Below are 23848 nucleotides of genomic sequence, written 5' to 3' on the forward strand. Positions count from 1 at the left end.
TCAGTCAACATCTACATTGACTGATCCTCCGCTTTCGCGAGCAAGCCCGCTCCCACAATGATTTCACTGTCGTCCTCAGAAGTTGTAGTTGGCCGACAGGTAAGTCTGCGCGCTGCTGTTCAGATCCAGCGAGCCTTGTTTGCTGCCGCCGCTTTCTTTCATTTCGGTGCTGGCATTGCTCATCAGGTAACGATAACCGAGTTCCACCGAGGTGTTCTGGGTGACTTGTTGCAACACACCCAACTGCCCGCCGACCGCATAACCGATGTCACTGTCGCGGCTGTAGCCTGGCGAATCCTGAGTCAGTTTAGTCAGACCCGCCGTGGCACCGCCGAACAACTTGGTGCTGCCGCCCACCGGGTAGAACAGATCGTAGCTGCCGAGCAGATTTTCCTGCCGCAGTTTAATGCCATTGTGCGAGCCCGACACGTTGTCGTAGGTGGCGTAGTAGCGACCCTGGCTGTTTTGCTGACCGAGGCGTACGCCGTAAGTGTTGTTGCCATCGATGGCGCCGGTGGCGTTCGGGTGACCGAGGTTGTCGTTCAGCGCGTTGGACTTGTCGATCTTGTCACTGGTCTGGCCGAAGGACAGGCCGGCGAAATTGGTGGTGTCGTCGGCATTGGCCGCGAGGCTGGAGCCCAACAGGGTAAATGCCAGCAGCAGTTTGTTTAGACGAGTCATGGGTATTTCCTCTTTCACAGTGCTGTTTGGGTATGGCGCAAGGTTACTGACCAGCCCCTGTACCGCCCCTGAACCGTCTCTGAACCTGACCTGAACCAAATCGTCTAGGCTGTTTTGACCACTTTCGATAAAGAGACCCCGACCATGCGCCTGTTCCTCGCCCTCACTTTGCTGGCGGTCAGCAGCCTGACTCAGGCAGCGATCAAGACCGAAGAAATCCCCTACCAGAGTGCCGACGGCACCAAACTGATCGGCTATTACGCTTATGACGACGCTATAAAAGGCGCACGCCCGGGCGTCGTCGTGGTGCATGAGTGGTGGGGCCTGAACGATTACGCCAAACGCCGAGCGCGTGATCTCGCCGAGCTTGGCTACAGCGCGCTGGCGATTGATATGTACGGCGAGGGCAAGAACACCGAGCACCCGAAGGATGCGATGGCGTTCATGCAGGCGGCGAGCAAGGATTCGGCGGCATCGAGCAAACGCTTCGAAGCCGGTCTGGATTTGCTGAAGAAACAGCCACAGACCGACGTGAACAAACTCGCAGCCATTGGTTATTGCTTCGGCGGGGGCGTGGTGCTGAACGCGGCGCGTCAGGGTGAGCCGTTGTTGGGCGTGGTGAGTTTCCACGGCGCGTTGGCGACCAATACGCCAGCGACGCCTGGCAGTGTGAAGGCGAAAATTCTGGTGGAGCATGGCGCGCTGGACAGCATGGTCACGCCGAACAATGTCATCGCCTTCAAGTCGGAAATGGACAAGGCCGGGGCCAACTACAAGTTCGTCACGCTTGAGGGCGCCAAGCATGGTTTTACCAATCCGGATGCGGATCGTTTGAGCCATGGCGAACATGGCGGGCCGGATATTGGTTACAACAAAGCAGCGGATGAGAAGTCCTGGGCGGACATGAAAGCGTTCTTCCAGAAAATCTTCAGCTAACCGTCCCCGACCCTGATCGTTCCCACGCTCTGCGTGGGAATGCAGCCCGGGACGCTCTGCGTCCCAACGCGGACGCAGAGCGTCTATTGAGGCATTCCCACGCAGAGCGTGGGAACGATCAAGATCGCAGCCTTCGGCAGCTCCTACACGGGCAGGCACTGGTCAGCGTGGGTGCTAACCGGCAAAATGCCCGCCATGAACCTCACCCTCCCCGCCTGCTGCACCCCGCTCGATGCCGATTGGCCGTTGCCCTCGGTGCTGGCCGATACCGTGCTGCTCAGTACTCACTTCGATCCGGCGCAACTGCTCGGCGATGACTTTCGTCGCAGCGCCATTGAGCCGCCGCCGAGCATTCAGCGTTCGGTGGCCAAGCGTCAGGCTGAATTTCTCGCGGGGCGGATCTGCGCTCGGGCGGCGTTACAGCAACTGGAAGGTTCCAGCGTGGTTCCGCCGATTGGCGAAGATCGCGCACCCGTTTGGCCGGCGCATATCTGCGGCTCGATCACCCACAGCACTGGGCGCGCAGCAGCGATTGTTGCCAATAAACAGCACTGGCGCGGTTTGGGCATGGATCTGGAAAACCTGCTCAACGCCGAACGCGCCGAACGCCTCGCCGGAGAAATCCTCACGCCGGCGGAAATGCAGCGCATGGCGGCAGGCTCGCGGGATCAGTTGGCGTTGTGGGTGACGCTGACGTTTTCGGTGAAGGAGAGTTTGTTCAAAGCGCTGTATCCGATTGTGCAGAAGCGCTTTTACTTCGAGCATGCGGAAGTCCTGGAGTGGACTGAGGCGGGTGAGGTTCGGTTGCGGCTGCTGACGGATTTGTCTGCGGAATGGTGTAGCGGGACGGAGCTGGATGCGCAGTTTGGGGTGCGGGATGGGCAGTTGTTGAGTTTGGTCAGCATTAAGGCCTGAGGATTTTCAGCGCCTGTTCGGCCGTCTTCGCGAGCAAGCCCGCTCCCACATTTTGCAATGCGTGCCCCTGTGGGAGCGGGCTTGCTCGCGAAGGGGCCATCCCAGCCACCACAAACCTCAACGTCGTTCCTGATTCCTCGGCCAACTCAAACTAAAACACGCCCCGCCCAAACTCTTGCTCTTGCCAATCAACGCCCGGCCGTCGTGCCAGTGAATAATCCGTCGCACAATCGACAACCCCAGTCCATGCCCACCCGACGCGCGCGTGCGGCTGTCATCCAGGCGCAGAAACGGCGTGAAGATTTTCTCCCAGGCAACTTCCGGCACACCCGGCCCGTCATCCTCAACGTCGACCCGGCAACGCAACTGCCCGACCTGATAACTCACCGTCACGTTCGAACGGGCATGGCGCATGGCGTTGCTCACCAGATTCTGCAACGCGCGGTGCAGATAACGCGGCTCAGCCTCGACCCACGCATCGTCATTGTCCGCAGCCGACAGACACAGCCCGCGCTGCACCGTGACCTCGGCGCGCAACGGCGCCAATTCTTCGATGACCTGATTGACCAGCGCATCCAGATCAATCCGCTGGAAGGTCAGCGCCGGTGAGCCCTGCTCCAGTCGCGCGTAGGTGAGCATCTCATCGACCAGCTTATCGAGATCCTCGATGTCGTGATCCATGCCCTCGCGGTATTTTTCCAGCGCTTGCGGGGAGGTCGCCGAGCCGATCATTTCCAGACCGAAACGCAGACGCGCCACCGGCGTGCGCAGTTCGTGGGACACCGCGCGCACCAGTTCACGCTGAATCGCCAGCAGTTGTTGCAAGTGCTCAGCCATGCCATTGAACGCCGCCGCCAGCCGTCCGACCGAGTCGGCACCGCGCGCCGGCACACGGGTTTCCAGACTGCCTTTGGCGATGCGCGTGGCCGCTGCTTCGAGACCGCGTAAACGCCGTTCGAGTTGGCGCACCAGCAAGTAAACGATCAAGCCGATCAGACTCAGCCCGAGCGCGGCGATCAGCACCAGCCACTCCGGCGGATAGGGATTCATCTGGTACAGCGGGCCGATCTCCAGCACCCACGGCGTGCCGACCATACCGGCGAACACGCGGATCGAATCGCCGCCCTTGCCCAGCGCCATCACCGTGTCGCCTTCAGACACGCGGCGGCTCTGGTCTTCGTCCATGTCGGCGTCATCCACCGTGACCAAACGCAAATCGAACCCGAAGCCCTTCTCTTCCTTTATCTGCGCCAGCCGTTTCGGTTGGTCAGCGACCGGCACGCGCACCAGCTCATCGGCGAGCAGGTAAATAGTCGCGCGGGCCAGTTGCTCGCTGATCTGCTGCACCTCGCCTACGAGCACAAGCTGCTCTTTGTCGCTGACCAGTCGATAGACCTTCGCCGCGTGCGGGCCGGTCTGTTCGACCAAAGCCTGGCCGCGCTGCACGCGGGTGCGCTGGGTCAGGTCGAGATCGGTGTCAGTAAACTTCTTCAGCGCCAGCGGAATCCCCAGCAAACGTTCCCACACCAGCAATGCGCGATGGCGTTCGGTTTCGTTCATCGGTTGCAGGTTGCTGGCCATCAGCGAGAACGTGCCGTGGGCCAGACGCTCGCGGTACTGCTCGCTGCGCACTTGGTTGAGCAGGTTAAGCGCCAGCACGCCGAGCACTGCCACCAGAATGATCGCTGCGCACATGCCGCCGTAGATGCGCAGGAAGATCGAGTTCACAACGGCAGGTCTACGCAGGCTTCAGGGACGAACAGGTAACCTTTGCTGCGCACGGTTTTGATCAGGCGTGGATGGTCAGGATCGTCGCCGATTTTCGGGCGAATGCGCGAGATGCGCACATCGATCGAGCGATCCTGGCCGTCGTAACCGATGCCGCGCAGGGCTGTGAAGATTTCTTCCCGCGAGAGAATGCGCCCGGCGTTGGAGACCAGCAGCCAGAGCAAATCGAATTCGGCGCTGGTCAGTTCGATGCCGTTATCGCTGAGCCAGGCTTCGCGCAATGCGTTGTCGACCACCAGCGGGCCGAATTGCAGGCGACGGCTTTTTTCGCTGGTCGGCTCGGGTGAGTCACTGCGTCGCAGCAACGCCTGAATCCGCGCCAATAACAGACGCGGGCGCACCGGTTTGCACACGTAATCGTCGGCGCCGAGGTCGAGGCCCTGAATCTGATCGGCGTCGTCGGTGCGCGCGGTGAGCATCAGGATCGGCCCGTCGTAACGGTCGCGGACTTTGCGGCAGATGCTCAGGCCATCTTCGCCGGGCAGCATCAGGTCGAGGATCACCAGATCCGGTTGCTCATTGATGATCCGCGCTGCGGCGAGCGCACCGTTGCCTTCAATTTCCACGCGCAGTCCATTGGCTTGCAGGTAGTCGCGCGTGAGTTCGGCCAGTCGCTGGTCATCCTCGACGATCAATACCTGCCAGGCTTGTTGCTCCACCGGTGACCTCTGCTTTCTATTGTTATTAATAAAGGAAGACGATTGCCCGAATCCAGACGATCCCCTGTAGGAGCTGTCGAGTGAAACGAGGCTGTGATCTTTTGATTTTGTTTTTTTCAAGATCAAAAGATCGCAGCCTTCGGCAGCTCCTACACGGATCCGCTCGTGCTTTTGTCGCGTTCACATGGCCCGATTGTATAAACGGCGTACAGCCAGAACACAAGTCGGTAAATGCGTTCGGACAAGGCGGTTTTTTGTGGTAGGGTTCGCGCCCTTAAAAATCCGCTGAAGCGTTTTTCCCGGTGAGAAAACGGTGACAAACGGTCTAGCTCAGCAGGTTCGCGGCCTACACGAGAATTCCACCTTTCTTACACAATTTACGCACAGGTTTATCCACAGGTAGTACGTTGCAACACCCCTCGAAACGCATTATCTTGTAGCACGGCGCAAAAAAAAACCCTACATATAGGGTTTTTGACTGAAAAGCCCAACCACATTTCAGACCTGAAACTCAAGCGATTTATTGCCGGTTTCCGGTTGAACCAAGCAAGTTTTCTGAAGACCAAACCGCACTTGCGGATGGCACCGTTTTTCAGGTCGGAAACGACCGAAACGGTACGGGTGTTGCAGTCATTACTGTCACCCGGGATGGAACCCGGCTCGAGCCTTGGCTCGCAGCCAAAAACTTCGGCAGGGACGCGGCGTCATTAGCCTTTTTCCTACTGGTCCGAAGTTGTTATGCCCGACGCCCGTCGGTTGTAGTGCTTCTGGCCAGAACGGTGGGCACCATGATGGTGCCCAAACAAACTAGAGAATGTGGAGATCACCCCCCATGCAAACCGACACAACTCGCGAGAACCCGCAGGGCACCTTGCCGCAGGCCGCTGATTCGAATTCGGATCTGGCAGCCACCGCGCCTGGTCAACTGCGCGTGATCAAGCGTAATGGCACTGTCGTTCCTTACACCGATGACAAGATCACCGTCGCTATCACCAAAGCGTTCCTCGCAGTTGAGGGCGGCACCGCTGCCGCCTCGTCGCGAATCCACGACACTGTTGCCCGCCTGACCGAACAAGTCACCGCGACCTTCAAGCGTCGCATGCCTTCGGGCGGCACCATCCACATCGAAGAAATCCAGGACCAGGTCGAACTGGCCCTGATGCGTGCCGGCGAGCAGAAAGTGGCGCGCGACTACGTGATCTACCGTGACGGTCGTTCGAAAGAACGCGCTGCCCACGCCCCGACCGAAGAAGCGGTCAACGCTCACCCGTCGATCCGTATCACCCGCACTGACGGCAGTCTGGCGCCGCTGGACATGGGCCGCCTGAACACCATCGTCACCGAAGCGTGCGAAGGTCTGGAAGAAGTCGACGGCGACCTGATCCAGCGCGAAACTCTGAAAAACCTGTACGACGGCGTGGCCCTGACCGACGTCAACACCGCCCTGGTGATGACCGCCCGAACCCTGGTTGAGCGCGAGCCGAACTACTCGTTCGTGACCGCCCGCCTGCTGATGGACACCCTGCGTGCCGAAGGCCTGGGCTTCCTCGGTGTGGCCGAAAGCGCTACTCACCACGAGATGGTCGACCTGTACGCCAAGGCGCTGCCGGCTTACATCGCCAAAGGTATCGAGTTCGAACTGCTGAACCCTGTGCTGGCCACCTTCGACCTGGAAAAACTGGGCAAGGCGATCAACCACGAGCGCGATCAGCAATTCACCTACCTGGGCCTGCAAACCCTGTACGACCGTTACTTCATCCACAAAGACGGTATCCGCTTCGAACTGCCGCAGATCTTCTTCATGCGCGTGGCCATGGGCCTGGCGATCGAAGAGAAGCAGAAAGAAGACCGTGCGATCGAGTTCTACAACCTGCTGTCGTCCTTCGACTACATGTCGTCGACGCCGACCCTGTTCAACGCCGGTACCCTGCGTCCACAGCTGTCGAGCTGCTACCTGACCACCGTGCCGGATGACCTGTCGGGCATCTACCACGCGATCCACGACAACGCCATGTTGTCGAAATTCGCTGGCGGCCTGGGCAACGACTGGACACCGGTGCGTGCACTGGGTTCGTACATCAAAGGCACCAACGGCAAGTCGCAAGGCGTGGTTCCATTCCTGAAAGTCGTGAACGACACCGCCGTCGCCGTTAACCAGGGTGGCAAGCGCAAAGGCGCTGTCTGCGCTTACCTGGAAACCTGGCACATGGACATCGAGGAGTTCATCGAACTCCGCAAGAACACCGGTGATGATCGTCGTCGTACCCACGACATGAACACTGCCAACTGGATCCCTGACCTGTTCATGAAGCGTGTCTTCGACGACGGCAAGTGGACCCTGTTCTCGCCATCCGAAGTACCGGACCTGCACGACCTGACCGGTAAAGCCTTCGAAGAGCGTTACGAGTACTACGAAGCCCTGACCGAATACCCAGGCAAGGTTCGTCTGTTCAAGACCATCCAGGCCAAAGACCTGTGGCGCAAAATGCTCTCCATGCTGTTTGAAACCGGCCACCCATGGCTGACCTTCAAAGACCCGTGCAACCTGCGCAGCCCGCAGCAGCACGTCGGCGTGGTTCACAGCTCGAACCTGTGCACCGAAATCACCTTGAACACCAACAAGGACGAAATCGCCGTTTGCAACCTGGGCTCGATCAACCTGCCGAACCACATCGTCAACGGCAAGCTGGACACCGCCAAGCTGGAACGCACCGTGAACACCGCCGTGCGCATGCTCGATAACGTTATCGACATCAACTACTACTCGGTGCCACAAGCGAAGAACTCCAACTTCAAGCACCGTCCGGTCGGTCTGGGCATCATGGGCTTCCAGGACGCGCTGTACCTGCAGCACATCCCTTACGGTTCCGACGCTGCCGTCGAATTCGCCGACAAGTCGATGGAAGCGGTCAGCTACTACGCAATCCAGGCGTCCTGCGACCTGGCCGACGAGCGCGGCGCGTACGAGACGTTCCAGGGTTCGCTGTGGTCCAAAGGCATCCTGCCACTGGATTCGCAACAGATCCTGATCGAGCAACGTGGCCAGAAGTACATCGACGTTGACCTGAACGAATCCCTGGACTGGGCACCGGTTCGCGCCCGTGTACAGAAAGGCATTCGTAACTCCAACATCATGGCCATCGCACCGACCGCGACCATCGCCAACATCACTGGCGTCTCGCAGTCGATCGAACCGACTTATCAGAACCTGTATGTGAAATCGAACCTGTCGGGCGAATTCACCGTGATCAACCCGTACCTGGTTCGCGACCTCAAGGCTCGCGGTCTGTGGGACTCGGTCATGATCAACGACCTGAAGTACTACGACGGTTCGGTTCAGCAAATCGAGCGCATCCCGCAAGAACTCAAAGAGCTCTACGCGACTGCCTTTGAAGTGGACACCAAGTGGATCGTTGACGCGGCCAGCCGTCGTCAGAAGTGGATCGACCAGGCCCAATCGCTGAACCTGTACATCGCTGGCGCATCGGGCAAGAAACTCGACGTGACCTACCGCATGGCTTGGTACCGTGGCCTGAAAACCACCTACTACCTCCGTGCCCTGGCCGCGACCAGCACCGAGAAGTCGACCATCAGCACCAGCAAGCTGAACGCTGTATCCAGCGGCGGCAACCACGGTGATGATTCGGTCCTGGCTGCTCCAGCCGGCCCAGCGCCAGTGCCAAAAGCCTGCGCGATCGACGAGCCGGATTGCGAAGCTTGCCAATAAGCTGAGCGAAATCAGGTGTTGAAAAACACCTGATTGAAAAAGCCCCTGACAGACCTCTGGTTTGTTGGGGGCTTTTTTTGGGCTGGTTGAAATGGATTGAATATGAACAGCTATCGCCAGCAGGCTCACTCCCCCAATCAAATCAAAAGCAAACCCTCACCCTAGCCCTCTCCCAGAGGGAGAGGGAACTGACCGGGGTGTTTGGGCAAGATGCACCGACGTGAAATACCGAGTTGAATTTGAGCTTCAAATCCAAATCAAGAGCCCATCGCACTAGCCCTCTCCCGGTGGGAGAGGGGACTGACCGGGGTGTTTGGGCAAGATGCACCGACATGAAATACCGAGTTGAATTTGAACTTCAAATCCAAATCAAGAGCCCCTCACTAGCCCTCTCCCAGAGGGAGAGGGGACTGACCGGGGTGTTTTGGGCAAGATGCACCGACATGAAATACCGAGTTGAATTTGAGCTTCAAATCCAAATCAAGAGTCCCTCACCCTAGCCCTCTCCCGGTGGGAGAGGATACTGACCGCGTGGATTGGGAGAGGTACGCCGACATGAAATACCGAGCCGAACACAAATCCTGAGAAACCCAAAAATCGGCCCCCTCTCCCTCGGGAGAGGGCTGGGGTGAGGGGCGAATCCAACGAAAATCAAAAGCCGATCACGCTGAGCTCTTCACCACTCAACACGATGAGCGCAAGCTCGGGTGCAGCTTTTGATCTTAGAGCCCGTCGGGAGGCTGAGTGGAGGGATTCATACGGGGAAAGCATCGAGAGGAGGTGCAGCGAAGCAAACCGTAGGCGATGCCCCCGGATGAACCCGGAGCGAAGGAACCCGAGCCTTAGCGAGGGCCGGACGTCAGGGAACAGACCTTTTGGTTACTTTTGGGGCGTTTGCCAAAAGTGACCCGCCGTAAGGGCGGAACCATAATCAGCCACCCCCGCAGCAACGGATATAAACCCAAACCCAAAAAAAAGCCCCTCAAAAAGAGGGGCCCTTCTCAAACAGCAAAACCAAAAATCAGGTCATCTGAATAATGGTCTGCATAATCGTGCTCTGCGTAGAAATCGTCTTCGCATTCGCCTGATAGTTACTCTGACCCTTGATCAAATCAACCAACTCATTCGTCAGGTTAACGTTCGACTCCTCCAGCGAGTTCGACGCGATCGAACCCAAAGTCCCGGTCTCCGGCGCATCGTACCCCGGAATACCCGAAGCAAACGTCTCCTTCCAGCTAGTACCACCAACCGCCTGCAAACCCTGCTCGTTAGTGAAACTGGCCAACGCCACCTGCCCAATCGCCTTGCTCTGATTGTTACTGAAGTTGGCGAACAAGGTACCGGTGCCATCAATCGTCAGGTTAGTGATCTGCCCGGTGGCATAACCATCCTGAGTCGGAATCGAACGCGCAGTATCAGCGTTGTACTGAGTAGTCTTGGCCATCGAAATGGTCACACCCGCCGGGTTCGCTGCCGCACCGTTAGGCGTAAACACACCATTGGTCACAGTGCCTGGCTTCCAGTTACTCAGCGTCAAGTCGCTGCTGATAATCGGATTTGCAGGATCCGCCGGATTCGGCGTGCTCACCTGAGTCAACTTGCCCGAGCTGTCGAACGACAACGTCGAAGCCGTCGGCGCCGTCAGGGTTGGATCACTGCCGGTCGCGTCCGGGTTACGGCCGTCAACCAGGGTGTAAACCTTCCAGGTGTTGTCGCTGGTCTTCACCACGTACTGATCCATGACGTGGGAGTTACCCTGAGTGTCATAGATCGGTGTGCTGAACGACTTGGTGTACGTCTCGGCTTTCGATGGATCGAACTTGACCGCATTGGCGCCGGTATCAACGATCACCGGTGCCGACGAATTCAGGTTGATGGTCGAGGTCACCGACGAAGTCGATTTCGGTGCCAGGTTCGACGTGTCGATTTTCAGGTCAGTCAACACACCGTTGAGAATCTTGCCGTTGGCATCCACACCGTAACCCTGCAGACGCGAGGTGTAATCGGTGTTGGTGATATAACCGGCGTTGTCGACCTTGAACGTACCGGCACGGGTGTACGACACCGAACCGTTATTGCTCATGGTAAAGAAGCCCGAACCGTTGATACCCATGTCGAGCACGTTACCGGTGTTGCTGATGTCACCCTGGGTGAACTGCTGCGAAACGTTGGCCAGGCGCACGCCGTTACCAATCACTTTGCTGCCGCTGCCCAGACGAGTCGCCGAGTAGACGTCTTCGAATTCTGCGCGCGAGGATTTGAAACCGGCGGTGGCAACGTTGGCGATGTTGTTGCCGGTCACGTCCAGTTGTTTGTTGGCTGCATAGAGACCGCTAAGGCCGATATTGAAAGACATATTCCACTCCTTTGTGCCGGGTTAATCGGCTCTATATACCAATGGTTTGTACTTTGGACAGGGCAACGCTGCCCTTGCCGGCCAGGTTGAGCATCAGCTCGCCGCCGGTCTGGCTGATGGTCACGCTGTTGACCGTGGCCGGCAGGTAAGTGGCCAGATCCGTTGCGGCGCCATCGATCGGTGCGCTGGCCTTGAAGGTGTAAGTACCGACCGGCACCACGGTGCCGGAAGAATCCTTGCCGTCCCAAGTGAAGCTGGCATCGCCGGCCGCGCGGCTGCCCAGATCGATAGTGCGAACAGCCTTGCCGTCTTTATCGGTGATGGTGACGGTGCCGCCGGCGATCGACGAAGGCACGGTGACCGAACCGGTCAGGCCTTTGGTTGGGTCGTCGAGCTGCGCGGTGTTGGTCTGCACGATCACGTTGCGACCGACCAGCGACGACGCCTGCAAGGCTTGCGAGGAGTTGTAGTTGCCGGCCAGCGAGCTGACGGTGCTGTTCAGTGTGGTGATGCCTTCCAGACTGCTGAACTGCGCCAACTGTGCAACGAACGCACTGTTGTCCTGCGGATCGAGCGGGTTCTGGTTTTTCAGCTGGGTCACCAGCAATTGCAGGAACGCATCTTTGCCCAGCGCCTGGCCACCGGTGGCGCTGTTGGTCGCCGAAGCGATGCCGCCGGAGGTGCTGCTGCTGGCCGTCTTCGACGAGTTGGCCAGAATGTCGTTCATGCTCAGGGAGCTGGTGGTATCGGTAACGCTCATGGCAGTCGCCCCTTATTACTGACCTAGGGTCAGTACCTTCTGCATCATGGTTTTGGCGGTGTTCATCATTTCGGCGTTGGTCTGGAACGAACGGCTCGCGGAAATCATGTCAGCCATTTCTTCCACCACGTTGACGTTCGGGTAGTAGACGTAGCCTTTGGCGTCGGCCGCCGGATGGTTCGGCTCGTAACGCGCTTCGAGGTTGCTCTGGTCTTCGACCACACCGAGTACCTGCACGCCCTGCCCCGCGGCGTCCTGACTCTGGAACAGCGAGTTGCTGCCAGCGTTTTGGCCGCCCTGGAACATGGTGGCGAACACCGGGTGACGGGCGCGGTAGGTCTGGTCGATGCTCGACGAAACGGTTTCGGCGTTGGCGATGTTCGACGCCACGGTGTTCAGACGCGTGGTTTGTGCGCTCATGCCGCTGCCGGCAATGTTGAAAACGCTGGACAGGGACATGGATTATTCTCCGCGCAGGGCTGAGACCAGCCCTTTGAATTTGCTGTTGAGCAGCGTGAAGCTGGCCTGGAAGCCCACGGCGTTTTCCGCGTAGTTGGACTGTTCCAGTTGCGCATCCACGGTGTTCTGGTCGATCGAAGGTTGCATCGGCGTGCGATACAGCAGCGATTCGTCGCCATTGCCCAGGCCTTCAGCTTCGATGTGACGGCTGTTGGTCATGTTCAGGGCGATGGTGCCGTTGGCGTTCTTCTGGGTCTGTGCTTCGAGCACTTTCGAGAAGTCCAGATCCCGCGCCTTGTAGTTCGGGGTATCGGCGTTGGCGATGTTGTTGGCCAGCACTTCGGCACGCTGGGCGCGGAAGCCCAATGCTTTTTCGTGAATGCCGAGCGCTTTATCGAAGCTGATGCTCATGTCGGGAACCTTCAGGTGACCGGTTTTTCGTACATGAGCTTTAGCAAGCCGCGTGCCAAACAGAAGAAACCCCGTAAACCGGGGCTTTGCGGGCAGCCGGCAAAGCGGCAATGCCAGAAAAGCGGCAAGCGGTTTCCGCCAGATGCCGCTTTTCTGCCGCTTGCCTCCCCGCACGCCCCGCTGTGTAGGAGCAAGGCTTGCCCGCGAAGACGTCGAGCCAGTCGACATCAATTAACCAGACATACCGTCTTCGCGGGCAAGCCTTGCTCCTACAGATTTTTTGGTGTCTGGGAGAGTTTCTTCGGGTACAAAAAAACGGGAGCCCCTGAGGACTCCCGTTCGTGTGTTGCCACTCGTCAATCATTTCGCCTGGTAAATAATCCCCGGGCTGCACTGCACCATCTGGTAATGATCCGGCAAACCGTTCAGCGCTTCCGATGCGCCAAGGAACAGATAACCGCCCGGCTTCAGCGTGCTGTGAATGCGCAGCAGGATGTCTTTCTTCACTTCGGCAGAAAAGTAGATCAACACGTTGCGGCAGAACACGATGTCGAACTTGCCCAGCGCGGCGTAGCTGTCGAGCAGGTTGAACGAGCGGAACTCGACGCGGCTTTTGATCGGCGCCTTGATCACCCAGCGCCCCGGGCCTTTCGGATCGAAGTAACGCTGCAGACGTTCCGGCGACAAACCGCGGCCAATGGCCAGGCTGTCGTACTCGCCGGTCTTGCAGTTGTTGAGCATCAGGCCGGACAGATCGGTGGCAACAATCTGCACGCCCATCTTCAGCTGACCGAGGTTAGTGCGTTCGAACTCATCGATCGACATCGACAGCGAATACGGTTCCTGACCCGACGAGCACGCTGCCGACCAGATCCGCAGACGCTGGTTGGGGCTGGCCTTGATCGCTTCGGGCAGGACTTTTTTCTTCAAGACTTCAAACGGATAGGTGTCACGAAACCACAGGGTTTCGTTGGTCGTCATGGCATCAACCACCTGCTCGCGCAAACCGCTGCGCGGCTGGGTCTGGATGCGCTGCACCAGCTCACCCAGGGATTTGATGCCTTGCTGTTCCATCAGTTTGTTGAGACGGCTCGAGACCAGATACTGCTTGTTTTCACCGAGCAAAATGCCACAGGCTTTTTCCAGGAAGACCCGGAACTGTTCGAAATCCAAATTACCCGTAGACAATGATGCCGCCTCTTAAATCGTGTTGACCGCCAGGAGCAAAGCGCTCCTAGCTGATATCTGCTGCTTTGATCCGGTCGACTACCCGGGATGCCAGGTCATCAGGGCGGAATTTAGCCAGAAAGTCATCGGCGCCGACTTTCTTGACCATCGCCTGATTGAATACCCCGGACAACGAAGTATGCAGGATGATATGAAGCTTTTGCATGCGTGGGTCGCTGCGGATCTCAGCCGTCAAAGTGTATCCGTCCATCTCCGGCATCTCGATGTCGGAGATCATCATCAGGAACTCTTCTTCCGGCTTTTTGCCCTCATCGACCAGTTTGCGCAGGTAATCCAGCGCCTGTTTGCCGTCGTTCAGCGCCACCACTTCGACGCCGACCGTTTGCAGACAACGCGACACCTGCTTGCGCGCCACCGACGAGTCATCGACCGTCAGCACCCGCAGCGACAACGCTTTGGTCTGGGTCTCGACATCGACCACGCCCACCGAAATCGCTTCCGGCGTCGGCGCAACTTCCGCCAGCACTTTCTCGACGTCGATGATTTCGACTAACTGATTGTCCACCCGAGTCACAGCGGTCAGGTAATGATCGCGACCCGTGCCCTTGGGCGGCGGATGAATCTCTTCCCAGTTCATATTGACGATGCGCTCCACCGAGCGCACCAGGAAACCCTGGGTCTTGGTGTTGTACTCCGTGATGATCACGAACGGGTTGTTCTTGTCTTTCAACGCGCCGGAGCCGGTCGCCATCGCCAGATCAAGGATCGGAATGGTCGCCCCCCGGATATTTGCCACCCCGCACACGACAGGACTGGACTTGGGCATCAACGTCAGCGACGGGCATTGCAGCACTTCCCGCACCTTGAACACGTTGATTCCGTAGAGCTGCTGACCGTCGAGACGGAACAACAACAGCTCCAGGCGATTCTGCCCCACCAGTTGCGTGCGCTGGTTTACCGAATCCATTACACCAGCCATGCCCAGACTCCTACCTCAACGCCAAGTGTTGTTGCGACGCACATTCATTGCTAAACGGCACGGCGCTTGCTTTTTAACTCGTATGAACGCTCAAACGACATTTTTCCGACACCTGACCTCTCCCCTTCGCAAAGGGCTTTGCGCGGTGTCTGCCGCCTGCTGTTTGCTTGCTGGCAGCCCTGCCGTTGCGGATTCGGTTACCTTGCCTGACATGCTTATCGGCGTCACTCAGGGCTTTCTTGAGTTCACCGTAGAAGACTATTTGGCAACCAGTCAAACCGAAGGCCGCTACGAGATTGAAGTCAAGCAGCTCGATCCGCGTATGCGCATGCCGATGTGCGACAAGGAATTGACAGCGTCGCTGGAGAACACCCCCCGTCCTTTGGGCCGGGTGACGGTCAAGGTTCGCTGTGAGGGCAGTTCGCCCTGGACGGTGTTCGTACCCGCTCAAGTCCGCCTGTTTCGCGAGATTGTCACCACCACCCGAGCACTCAGGCGCGCCGGGATTATCGAACCTCAGGACGTGACGTTGCGCGAGCGCGATGTCAGTCAGATCAATCAAGGTTTTCTGACCTCGGTAGACGAAGCGATCGGGCAAAAATTGACCCGACCAACGGTCGCCGATCAGGTGATTACCCAAGTCCACCTGGAACAGGCCGAAGTCGTGCGTAAAGGTGATCAAGTGGTCATCACCGCGCGCAGCGGCACACTCGCCGTGCGCATGCCCGGCGAAGCCCTGTCCAACGGCGGACTGAAAGAACAGATCCGAGTGAAAAACCTCAATTCGCAACGGGTGATCAAGGCGCAAATCATCGCGCCGGGACAGGTGGAAGTTTCCATGTAAACACCGAGGAGAAAACTGGCGCTGGCCATGGCTGTTCCCTAAACTGTGCCGCAGCAGGACGCGCGCGGGTGCATGCAGCTTTCATTGCTAAATGTGCCTAAAGTTTTCCAGGAGATGGCCGAAAACATGGCAAGCGTCCAAATTCCCAGAGGTTTTTATCATGGTCATCGATTTCAGCCGTTTGAACAGCTCCTCGTCACTGACAGGCAGTACACGTACCAGCGCGCCCAAGGAAACCGCCGAAAACGGCACTTCCGCGCCGCTGAATACCCAGGCCGAAACGGCCAGTACCGCTAAAAGCGGGGAATCGGTACACCTCAGCAATGAGGCTCAACAGTTGCAGAAGGTCACTGACAAGCTGCGCGATCAGCCTGCTGTCGACAAAGCCCGTGTGGCCGAGTTGAAAGCCGCGATTGCCGATGGCAGCTATAAAGTCGACAGCAACCGTGTAGCCAGCAAACTGCTCAACTTCGAAGCCCAGCGCTAGGCTTTTGCCGGCGCGAGGCTTTTGGACGCTTAAAACCCAAGGCCAGCCATGCACGACACTAATTTATTGCAACTGATCAACGACGACTTTGCTCCAGCTCAACAATTGCTGGAGTTATTGCAAACCGAGTCCCTCGCTTTGCACGGTCGCGACATGCCCCTGCTCGAAGAGATTCTGGCAACCAAACAGGCACTGATCATTTTGCTTGAACAGCATGGCCGCAAGCGCAGCGAAATCCTCGTCAGCCTCAACCTGACGCCAGACCGTCAAGGTCTTGAGCAACTGGCCGCGCAATCGAGCGTTGGCCAGCAGCTGCTGACCCAGGGCGATGCCCTGACCGATCTCATCGCCCAATGTCAGGCGGCCAACGTCAAAAACGGCCAGTCGATCCTCATGCAACAGGCCGCGACCAGCAATCAACTGAAGATCCTCACCGGGGGCGAAGCGCCAGCGTTGTATGACGCCAGCGGCACGTTTGCCAAACCCGCGATGCCGCGTCCGCTCAGCCAGGCATGAGTCGTTGATGCGCCAGCTCTATCAACTCGCGAAACATGCTGGCAAAATGCTGGCTAGTCGTCATATTTTGTCTGGAGATTGATAAACCGTGTCCAACGCCCTCAGCGCGGATGATGCTCCGCAGCCTCCTAAGGTGCTCACCACACCTCTGGAAATCTCCAGCAACCTGCGTCAGCTGCAAGACAGCCATGATCCGCTGATCATCACCTTTCACGAGCGCAGCCAGCGTTTTCAGAGCTATTTGATCAAGGTTGACCGCGATACCGCTTCGATTAACCTCGATGAGATGGTGCCACGTGACGGTGAACGCTTTCTGCTGGCGGGCGAGCCGTTCAAGGTTGAGGGTTTCCACGAAGGCGTGCGCATCGCCTGGGAATGCAATGGCACGCTGGACATTGTCGATGCCGACGGCGACCGCTTCTACACCGGCGAACTGCCGACCGAAGTGGTTTATCACCAGCGCCGCAATGCTTTTCGCGCCGCGCTGAAGTTGACCGATCTGGTCAACGTCGAACTCGGCGGCGAGAAACTCAAGGCGCCGATCAACGGCAAGCTGCTGGACATCTCCGCCACCGGTTGCAAGCTGCGCTTTGAAGGCGACATCACTGACCGCCTGCAACTGGGCCAGGTCTACGACCGCCTGATCGCCCCGCCGCTGTTCGGCAATCAGCCGACTTCGGTTGAACTGCGTTATCTGCATTTCGAAGAAAAACTCAACATCACCTTTGCTGGTCTGCGCTTCCACAACATCAGTGGCCAGGCGGCGCGTAACGTTGAGCGCTTTGTGTATCAACTGCAGCGTGAAGCACGGCGTTTTGATAAAGACGATATGTGATTCGTAGCGGCAAATAAAAAAAGGGCAGTCCTTGGCGGGGCGGCCCTTTTTTGTGCCTGATCGAAAATCCAATTAACACTGAGATCCCTGTGGCGAGGGGATTTATCCCCGCTGGGCTGCGAAGCGGCCCCAAATCCTGACTGCACATTGTTCCTGTTGAACCGAGCTGGATGGTTTTACGACTGCTGCGCAGCCGAACGGGGATAAATCCCCTCGCCACAGGTCAAGTGTTTCCCGACCGCACTGTTTTGTGCCTGAGAGATATTCAATCAAAAATCTGTGGTGAGTGAATTAATTGTGGCGAGGGGATTTATCCCCGCTGGGCTGCGAAGCGGCCCCAAATCCTGACTGCACAATGTTCCTGTTGAACCGAGCTGGATGGTTTTGCGACTGCTGCGCAGCCGAACGGGGATAAATCCCCTCGCCACAGGTTAAGTGTTTCCCTTTAGGGTTTTGCACCTATGTGAATTATTCGCCTGTGAGAATTCAACCAAGAATCTGTGGTGTATGAATTACTTGTGGCGAGGGGATTTATCCCCGCTGGGCTGCGAAGCGGCCCCAAATCCTGACTGCACATTTTTCCTGTTGAACCGAGCTGGATGGTTTTGGGACTGCTGCGCAGCCCATCGGGGATAAATCCCCTCGCCACAAGTAATTCAGTCACCACAGGATTATCGATTCATCATTAAATCTGTGTTCACCACAGGTGAATATTGCAGTCAGAGTCAGGGTCTGGCGCCACTGATGTCTGGCGTCGGTTTATCGCTGCCATCTTCCGGCTCCGTTTCCACCACTGGCTCCGGCGAAGTCTCAGATTCAGGCTCCACTTCCGGTTCAGGCTCAGGCTCGACCGGTGTCTGCATCTGATCCTGCACCACCTGTTCATCCACCCGTGGATCCAGCGCTGCCACCAGCGGTGAGCTCGACATGCTGTCCGGCATCGCCACGTGATGCAGCGGCGCGTCATCAACCTGGTGCAGATTGGTCACGGCTTTCGGGCGAATTCGCCACACCAGCACCAACGCAAAGAAGCTGAAAAACGCATACAGACTCTGGCTGCCGAGAAACTTCATCAACACACCCGCCAGCAGCGGCCCGATGCTCGCGCCGACGCCGTACGTCACCAGCAGCATCGCCGTCAGCGAGACGCGGCGATCGCCCTCAACGTGGTCATTGGAAAACGCCACCGCCAGCGGATAAAGACAGAACTGCACCAGCGAGCAGAAGAAGCCGACCACAAACAGCACCTCCAGCGGCACCTCCGGCATGATCGCCAACGGCAGCGCCGCCACCGCGAGGAACCCGGCAAAGCAGCGAATCAGCAGCGCACGATCATAGCGGTCGGACAACCACCCCAGCGGCCACTGCACCAGCAGCCCGGCAAAAATGCAGCTACCCATGAACAGACCGACCTGCTCGGTCGAGAGCCCTTGCTGCGAGGCATACAACGGCGCCAGACCGTAAAACGCACCGATGATCAAACCGGCGCCGAGCACCGTACTCAGCGACTGCGGCACACGTTTAATGAAGAAGCGCGGCTCCATCGGCGCAGGATGCAGCGGCGCCGGGTGAATCCGTCGGGTCAGCGTCACCGGCACCAGGCACAGGGCGAAACACAGCGCGACCAGCATCAACAGCTCCGGCCCCAGCCCTGGATGCATGACCAGAATCAACTGACCCAAGACCAGGCCCAGATACGACGCGATCATGTATCCACTGAACACCAGACCACGCTGATTGGCGTCGGCCTGCTCGTTGAGCCAGCTCTCGATCACCATGTATTGGCACATCATGCCCAGACCGACAATCGTCCGCAGCACCAGCCACGCCGGCAGCCAGTCCACCAGACCATGCCCGAGCACCGCCGCACCGACGATCCCGGCGCACGCCGAATACGCCCGAATATGCCCAACACGGGCGATCAAGCGGTGACCGATCTTGCCGCCCAGCACCAGACCAAAATAGTTGCAGGCCATCAGCGCACCGACCCACAGCCCGTCGACATTGTCAGCGGCCAGGCGCAAAGCCAGATAAGTAGACAAAAGGCCCGAGCCGATCAACATCATCAGCGAGGCAAAATACAGCGCTCGAAAGGATTTCCAGATTTGGCGCATCGGCGTTCCGAGCGGCTCCTTGCAGTGAGTCCGGGCTATCAAACGATAGCCCGGTGGCGACAGTTCGTCAGGCCTGGGCTGCTAGAACACGTCGTTCCCAGGGGGTAATTTCATCAAAGAAACTCGTCAACTCCATGGTCTTCGAAGCGATGTAGCCTTCGATGAACTCCTTGCCGAACAGTTCCATGGCCAATTGGCTACGTTTCAGACGTTCGAGTGCGGCATGCAAGGTACACGGCAGCGACAGATTGTCCGGGACTTCGAATTCACCCTGAATTGCTTCAGTCGGTTCCAGCTCATGCTCGATGCCATGCAAGCCCGCGGCCAGGCTGGCGGCGATTGCCAGATACGGGTTGGCGTCGGCGCCCGGCAAACGGTTTTCGACCCGACGGGCTACTGGTGAACTGGCGGGAATCCGTAAGCCGGCGGCGCGGTTGTCATGCGACCAGCAGGCATTGTTCGGCGACGCAAATGGATGACACAGACGCTGATAGGAGTTCACGTTGGGCGCAAACAGCGCGGTGAATTCAGCCATGCCCGCCTGCTGTCCGCCGATGAAGTGGCGGAACATTGCGGTCGGCTGACCCTTCTCGTCGCTGAATACATTTTTGCCGCTGCCGATCTCGACGATGCTCTGGTGAATGTGCATCGAACTGCCCGGCGTGTGCGCCAGCGGTTTGGCCATGCATACCACGGTCAGGCCGTGCTTGAGCGCGACTTCTTTGAGCAAGTGTTTGAACAGGAAGGTCTGGTCGGCCAGCAACAGCGGATCACCGTGCAGCAGGTTGATCTCGAACTGGCTGACGCCCATTTCATGCATAAAGGTGTCGCGCGGCAAACCGAGGGCCGCCATGCATTTATAGACTTCGTTGAAGAACGGCCGCAGACCGTTGTTGGAACTGACGCTGAACGCCGATTGCCCATCCTCGCGGCGACCGTCGAGACCAACGGGTGGGCGGAACGGTTGATTCGGATCGGTATTGGGTGCGAAGACAAAGAATTCCAGCTCGGTCGCCACCACCGGCGCCAGGCCCAACGCCGCATAACGGGCGATGACTTTCTTCAACTGGCCACGGGTCGACAGGTTGGAGCTTTCGCCGGTCAGCTCATCGGCATCGCAGATCGCCAATGCGCGCGGCTCGTCGCTCCACGGCAACGGATGGATCATGCTCGGTTCGGCCACCAGCGCCAGGTCACCGTCATCGCTGCCGTAAAACTTCGCCGCCGGGTAACCGCCCATGATGCATTGCAGCAGCACACCCCGCGCCATCTGCAAACGCCGCCCTTCGAGGAACCCCTCGGCGGTCATCACCTTGCCTCGCGGCACGCCGTTCAAATCCGGCGTGACACATTCAATCTCATCAATGCCCGTCAATCGCTGTGCGAGTGAGCGCTGGCCATCGGTTGTCATGACGCAATCCTTGTTGTTGTGCGAGCCGCGAACGGCGACCCGGACAAAATAGGCTGCGGCTGTTCGGAATATCAAGCAGCGTCAAAACAAAAAAACCAAACAACGCGAATCCCCCGTGTAGGAGCTGCCGAAGGCTGCGATCTTTTGATGTTGCTGGTGAAAACAAGATCAAAAGATCGCAGCCTTCGGCAGCTCCTACACGGGGAGAACGTTGCCGTCACGATCAGTCGAACGTCTCAGGGGAGGAAGAGGCTGAAGAGGCCGCCACCGAGTGGGCCGCCGTTGCTGATTTGGGTGCGCCCTTCGACGCCGTTGCGTTGGTGCAATACGGCAATACGGTGGGCGAAATACAGACCCAATCCCGTGCTGCCGCTGCTGTGATTGATGCCCTGCACGTAATCGGCCTGACGCTCAAGCATCTCGGTCGGGTAACCGGCGCCATCATCATTGATGGTCAGCACCAACTGCCCCGCCTCGTCGCTGACAGTAATCAGCAACGACTCGCGGGCATAACGGATCGCATTGTTGATGCAGTTGCCGAGCACTGAAGCAATCAGTTCACGGTCGAAGAAACCCAGCGGACACAGCGGATCAATTTCATAGGTGGCGATGATCCCGCGACTGGCGAACACTTCCTGATGCGCCGCCAGTTGCGCCTCGATGAAGTCGTCGAGTTCGTGATACGCCGGCTGCAACGGCATCTGATTAACACCGAGCTTATACAGCCCGAGCAACTGCACGAGCATGCCGTTGAGGTGAGCGAACTCGAAGTCGATCACGCCCAGCTCAGAACCCTCGCGCTGCGCTGGCGGCAACCGCGCCAGCCATTGGCTGTGCGCCTGCATGAGCATGGCCAGCGAGTTCTTCATGTCGTGAACGGTGGAGGCGATCACCGTGGAAAAATCCAGTGTTTGCTCGTCGTGGTTCATTCGCCAAACGCCTTGCTTTTCAGCTTCTGGTAACGCGCATGACGCGCGTCGGTGTCGGGCATCAGGCCGACCATTTTCAGGCAGGCCCGACATTCTTCCAGCTCCGCCGACGGCACCGACGTGTCGGTACCGTGCAGCAGCGACTGGGCCAAGTTCAGCGCAATACTGATGTTCTTCGGCTGCAACTTCAGCGCCTTGCGGAACACCTCGCGGGCCTCCACCAGATTGCCGGTCTTGTACACGCGCACGCCCTGACGGTTGAGGTCGGCAGCGGCGTTGCTCGAACTGAGGATAGTCGGGTCATCGGTGAGCTTGGCGATGTCTTTCATCACCGCCGGATCATCGCCGTAGATCTCCGCGCAACTCTTGAGCATCGAAGTGCCCGCCTCGGCCTGACCGAGCATTTGCAGTTGTTTGGCCACCAACAGCGCGGCCTCAGGACTCATGAATTGCTCCATGCCGTCGAGACGCAACATCGCTTGTTCGGTGAGTTTGTCAGCGGTTTCGGCATCGTTGAGCAACAGGCTGGTGGCCTTCATCAACCGCGCACGAATTTGCAGGCCCGGGTCGCTCGGATTTTCCTTGGCCACGGCGCTGAGCGTGGTGTTGATCTCCAGCCGCGTGCGCGTATCGAGACCGCGCTCGCTGCCCTTGCTGATCAACGCGTGGGCCAGACCGAGGTTGCTTTCCGCATCCTTGAAACGCGACTGCGCGCCCTGCGCCACGGCCTGACGGTACGCCCGCGAGGCGGTGTCAAAATCTTCGTTGGTCATCGCCAGTTTGCCGAGCAGGGCCTGTCGACGCACCGCCAGCGGCGACAAGCGAATCGCCTCTTCAAGCACCCGTTGCGCGCCCTTGGTATCACCCTCGGCCACCAGCACATCGGCCATGCCGTCATACAGCGACGGCATCATCGGAAACACCTTCAGGGCTTTTTCGTAAACGCCTTTGGCCTGCGCAATCTGCCCGCGCTTGAACAACAGTTTGCCTAACCCGGCAAATGCCCACGGCAACGGCCGGTCAGCAATGATGCCGTCGTAGAGGCGCTCCAGCGCTTCGTTCTGATTGAGATCACGCAACGCATCGGCGCGGTAACGCAGGCACAACGGCGAGTAGCGGATGTCCTGCTTGCACAACGCAATGCAGGCGTTAAGCACCTCGACCGGTTTGCCACGGTCGAGGGCCTGCAGAATCGGTTTGAGCAAAGTCTTGCGCTGCTCCAGACGCTCCAGTCGCTGCGCCAGACCCGAACGGTTGAACGGCTTGGTCAGATACGCGTCCGGCTCATGCTCCAACGCACTGAGCACCATCGCCTGACTGGTCTCGGCGGTGACCATGACGAACACCGCTTCATGGCTGATGAGCTTTTCCAGCATCAGGTCTTCAAGCACCTGCTGGCCGTTCTTCTTGCCGTCGCCCAGATGGAAATCCTGCAAGATGAAATCGTAGGATTTCTGCGCACACATCTTCAGCGCCTGCTCACCGGTGTCCGCAGTGTCGACGTCCTTGACCCCAAGCTCACGCAGCATCGAGCGAACCGAACTGCGAAAATCCGAGAAATCATCGACGATCAGAAAACGCTTTTGGTGATACGACAGCATCGAAGATTTCCAGGCAATTGAAGTGAGGGCAATTTCGGGCGCGACGATGATAGCTGGCGGCAAAATGCTATCAAGCAATTTCACGCGACTTTGAAGTCACCGAGTACGTTATCGGCAACGGGTGGCGTTCCCTGAGGGTGGGTGCCTGAAGATTCCTGATGTGTTTGTCGGAGCGCGGTGCTGAAGAAGAAACCAACTCAGCCAGATCACTTTCACATTGCTGGAACTCTCATACGAAAGGCACAAAAAAGC

Annotated in this window: 20 protein-coding genes; 7 read left to right on the forward strand and 13 right to left on the reverse strand. The window is 58.3% G+C overall.

From position 1 onward, the window contains the following. Window positions 1-75 precede the first annotated feature (75 nt). Window positions 76-681, reverse strand: coding sequence for a hypothetical protein (locus GVL50_RS09875; protein WP_159812689.1), 606 nt, complete (start codon window positions 679-681; stop codon window positions 76-78). Between the two features lie 144 nt (window positions 682-825). Here GVL50_RS09875 and GVL50_RS09880 point away from each other — a divergent pair, with 144 nt between their 5' ends. Both GVL50_RS09880 and GVL50_RS09885 read left to right on the forward strand, forming a co-directional pair. After that, window positions 826-1617 (forward strand): dienelactone hydrolase family protein, encoded by a 792-nt coding sequence (locus GVL50_RS09880; RefSeq protein ID WP_159812691.1) that lies wholly within the window; start codon window positions 826-828, stop codon window positions 1615-1617. Window positions 1618-1812: 195 nt separating this feature from the next. Next, window positions 1813-2532 (forward strand): 4'-phosphopantetheinyl transferase, encoded by a 720-nt coding sequence (locus tag GVL50_RS09885; protein ID WP_159812693.1) that lies wholly within the window; start codon window positions 1813-1815, stop codon window positions 2530-2532. Between the two features lie 117 nt (window positions 2533-2649). On the opposite strand, the gene GVL50_RS09890 is transcribed toward GVL50_RS09885, so the two are convergent. Together GVL50_RS09890 and GVL50_RS09895 are read right to left on the reverse strand one after the other, a co-directional pair. Further along, the gene (locus GVL50_RS09890) at window positions 2650-4260 is read right to left on the reverse strand and encodes an ATP-binding protein (RefSeq protein ID WP_159812695.1); all 1611 of its coding nucleotides are present in this window, start codon (window positions 4258-4260) and stop codon (window positions 2650-2652) included. After that, complete coding sequence (locus GVL50_RS09895) at window positions 4257-4979, reverse strand: response regulator (RefSeq protein ID WP_159812697.1); 723 nt, start codon at window positions 4977-4979, stop codon at window positions 4257-4259. The genes GVL50_RS09890 and GVL50_RS09895 overlap by 4 nt, the downstream gene beginning before the upstream one ends. Before the next feature lie 832 nt (window positions 4980-5811). Between GVL50_RS09895 and GVL50_RS09900 the strand changes: the two genes are divergently transcribed. Next, window positions 5812-8706 (forward strand): ribonucleoside-diphosphate reductase subunit alpha, encoded by a 2895-nt coding sequence (locus GVL50_RS09900; protein ID WP_159812699.1) that lies wholly within the window; start codon window positions 5812-5814, stop codon window positions 8704-8706. A 1021-nt stretch (window positions 8707-9727) separates the two neighbouring features. Here the strand turns inward: GVL50_RS09900 and flgE are convergent. From flgE to GVL50_RS09930, 6 genes are all read right to left on the reverse strand, one after another. Further along, on the reverse strand, window positions 9728-11062 hold the full coding sequence (flgE, locus tag GVL50_RS09905) for a flagellar hook protein FlgE (RefSeq protein WP_159812701.1): 1335 nt from the start codon (window positions 11060-11062) through the stop codon (window positions 9728-9730). A 31-nt stretch (window positions 11063-11093) separates the two neighbouring features. Beyond that, window positions 11094-11822: a flagellar hook assembly protein FlgD gene (gene flgD, locus GVL50_RS09910; RefSeq protein ID WP_053122813.1), complete on the reverse strand. Its 729-nt coding sequence runs from the start codon at window positions 11820-11822 to the stop codon at window positions 11094-11096. 15 nt (window positions 11823-11837) lie between these two features. Continuing rightward, window positions 11838-12281, reverse strand: a complete 444-nt coding sequence (gene flgC / locus GVL50_RS09915) for a flagellar basal body rod protein FlgC (protein WP_053122816.1) — start codon at window positions 12279-12281, stop codon at window positions 11838-11840. A 3-nt stretch (window positions 12282-12284) separates the two neighbouring features. Then, window positions 12285-12692 (reverse strand): flagellar basal body rod protein FlgB, encoded by a 408-nt coding sequence (flgB, locus tag GVL50_RS09920; protein WP_053122819.1) that lies wholly within the window; start codon window positions 12690-12692, stop codon window positions 12285-12287. Between the two features lie 360 nt (window positions 12693-13052). Then, window positions 13053-13880: a protein-glutamate O-methyltransferase CheR gene (cheR, locus tag GVL50_RS09925; protein WP_053122821.1), complete on the reverse strand. Its 828-nt coding sequence runs from the start codon at window positions 13878-13880 to the stop codon at window positions 13053-13055. A gap of 46 nt (window positions 13881-13926) precedes the next feature. Then, on the reverse strand, window positions 13927-14859 hold the full coding sequence (locus GVL50_RS09930; protein WP_159812703.1) for a chemotaxis protein CheV: 933 nt from the start codon (window positions 14857-14859) through the stop codon (window positions 13927-13929). An 82-nt stretch (window positions 14860-14941) separates the two neighbouring features. On the opposite strand from GVL50_RS09930, the gene flgA reads away from it, so the two are divergent. The 4 genes from flgA to GVL50_RS09950 all read left to right on the forward strand — a co-directional run bounded on the left by flgA (window position 14942) and on the right by GVL50_RS09950 (window position 17541). Further along, entirely contained in the window at window positions 14942-15703 is a 762-nt protein-coding gene (gene flgA, locus GVL50_RS09935) for a flagellar basal body P-ring formation chaperone FlgA (RefSeq protein ID WP_159812817.1), read from the forward strand. Window positions 15704-15863: 160 nt separating this feature from the next. Next, window positions 15864-16190 (forward strand): flagellar biosynthesis anti-sigma factor FlgM, encoded by a 327-nt coding sequence (flgM, locus tag GVL50_RS09940; protein WP_053122828.1) that lies wholly within the window; start codon window positions 15864-15866, stop codon window positions 16188-16190. Window positions 16191-16238: 48 nt separating this feature from the next. Further along, window positions 16239-16706 carry a flagella synthesis protein FlgN gene (locus GVL50_RS09945; RefSeq protein ID WP_053122830.1) on the forward strand — a complete coding sequence of 156 codons (468 nt, stop codon included), beginning with the start codon at window positions 16239-16241 and terminating at the stop codon, window positions 16704-16706. A gap of 88 nt (window positions 16707-16794) precedes the next feature. Beyond that, entirely contained in the window at window positions 16795-17541 is a 747-nt protein-coding gene (locus GVL50_RS09950) for a flagellar brake protein (RefSeq protein ID WP_053122832.1), read from the forward strand. A 725-nt stretch (window positions 17542-18266) separates the two neighbouring features. Here GVL50_RS09950 and GVL50_RS09955 read toward each other — a convergent pair. The 4 genes from GVL50_RS09955 to GVL50_RS09970 form a co-directional block, all read right to left on the reverse strand. Continuing rightward, on the reverse strand, window positions 18267-19655 hold the full coding sequence (locus GVL50_RS09955; protein WP_159812705.1) for an MFS transporter: 1389 nt from the start codon (window positions 19653-19655) through the stop codon (window positions 18267-18269). 67 nt (window positions 19656-19722) lie between these two features. Beyond that, complete coding sequence (locus tag GVL50_RS09960) at window positions 19723-20964, reverse strand: glutamine synthetase family protein (protein ID WP_178124175.1); 1242 nt, start codon at window positions 20962-20964, stop codon at window positions 19723-19725. Between the two features lie 338 nt (window positions 20965-21302). Next, a complete protein-coding gene (locus GVL50_RS09965; RefSeq protein WP_159812707.1) occupies window positions 21303-21995 on the reverse strand; it encodes a sensor histidine kinase KdpD in 693 nt (230 codons plus the stop codon). Then, window positions 21992-23596, reverse strand: coding sequence for a tetratricopeptide repeat-containing response regulator (locus GVL50_RS09970; protein WP_159812709.1), 1605 nt, complete (start codon window positions 23594-23596; stop codon window positions 21992-21994). Before GVL50_RS09970 ends, GVL50_RS09965 begins: the two co-directional genes overlap by 4 nt. Window positions 23597-23848 lie beyond the last annotated feature (252 nt).

It is taken from the genome of Pseudomonas sp. 18058 (genome assembly GCF_902706155.1).
Taxonomy (GTDB): domain Bacteria; phylum Pseudomonadota; class Gammaproteobacteria; order Pseudomonadales; family Pseudomonadaceae; genus Aquipseudomonas; species Aquipseudomonas rustica.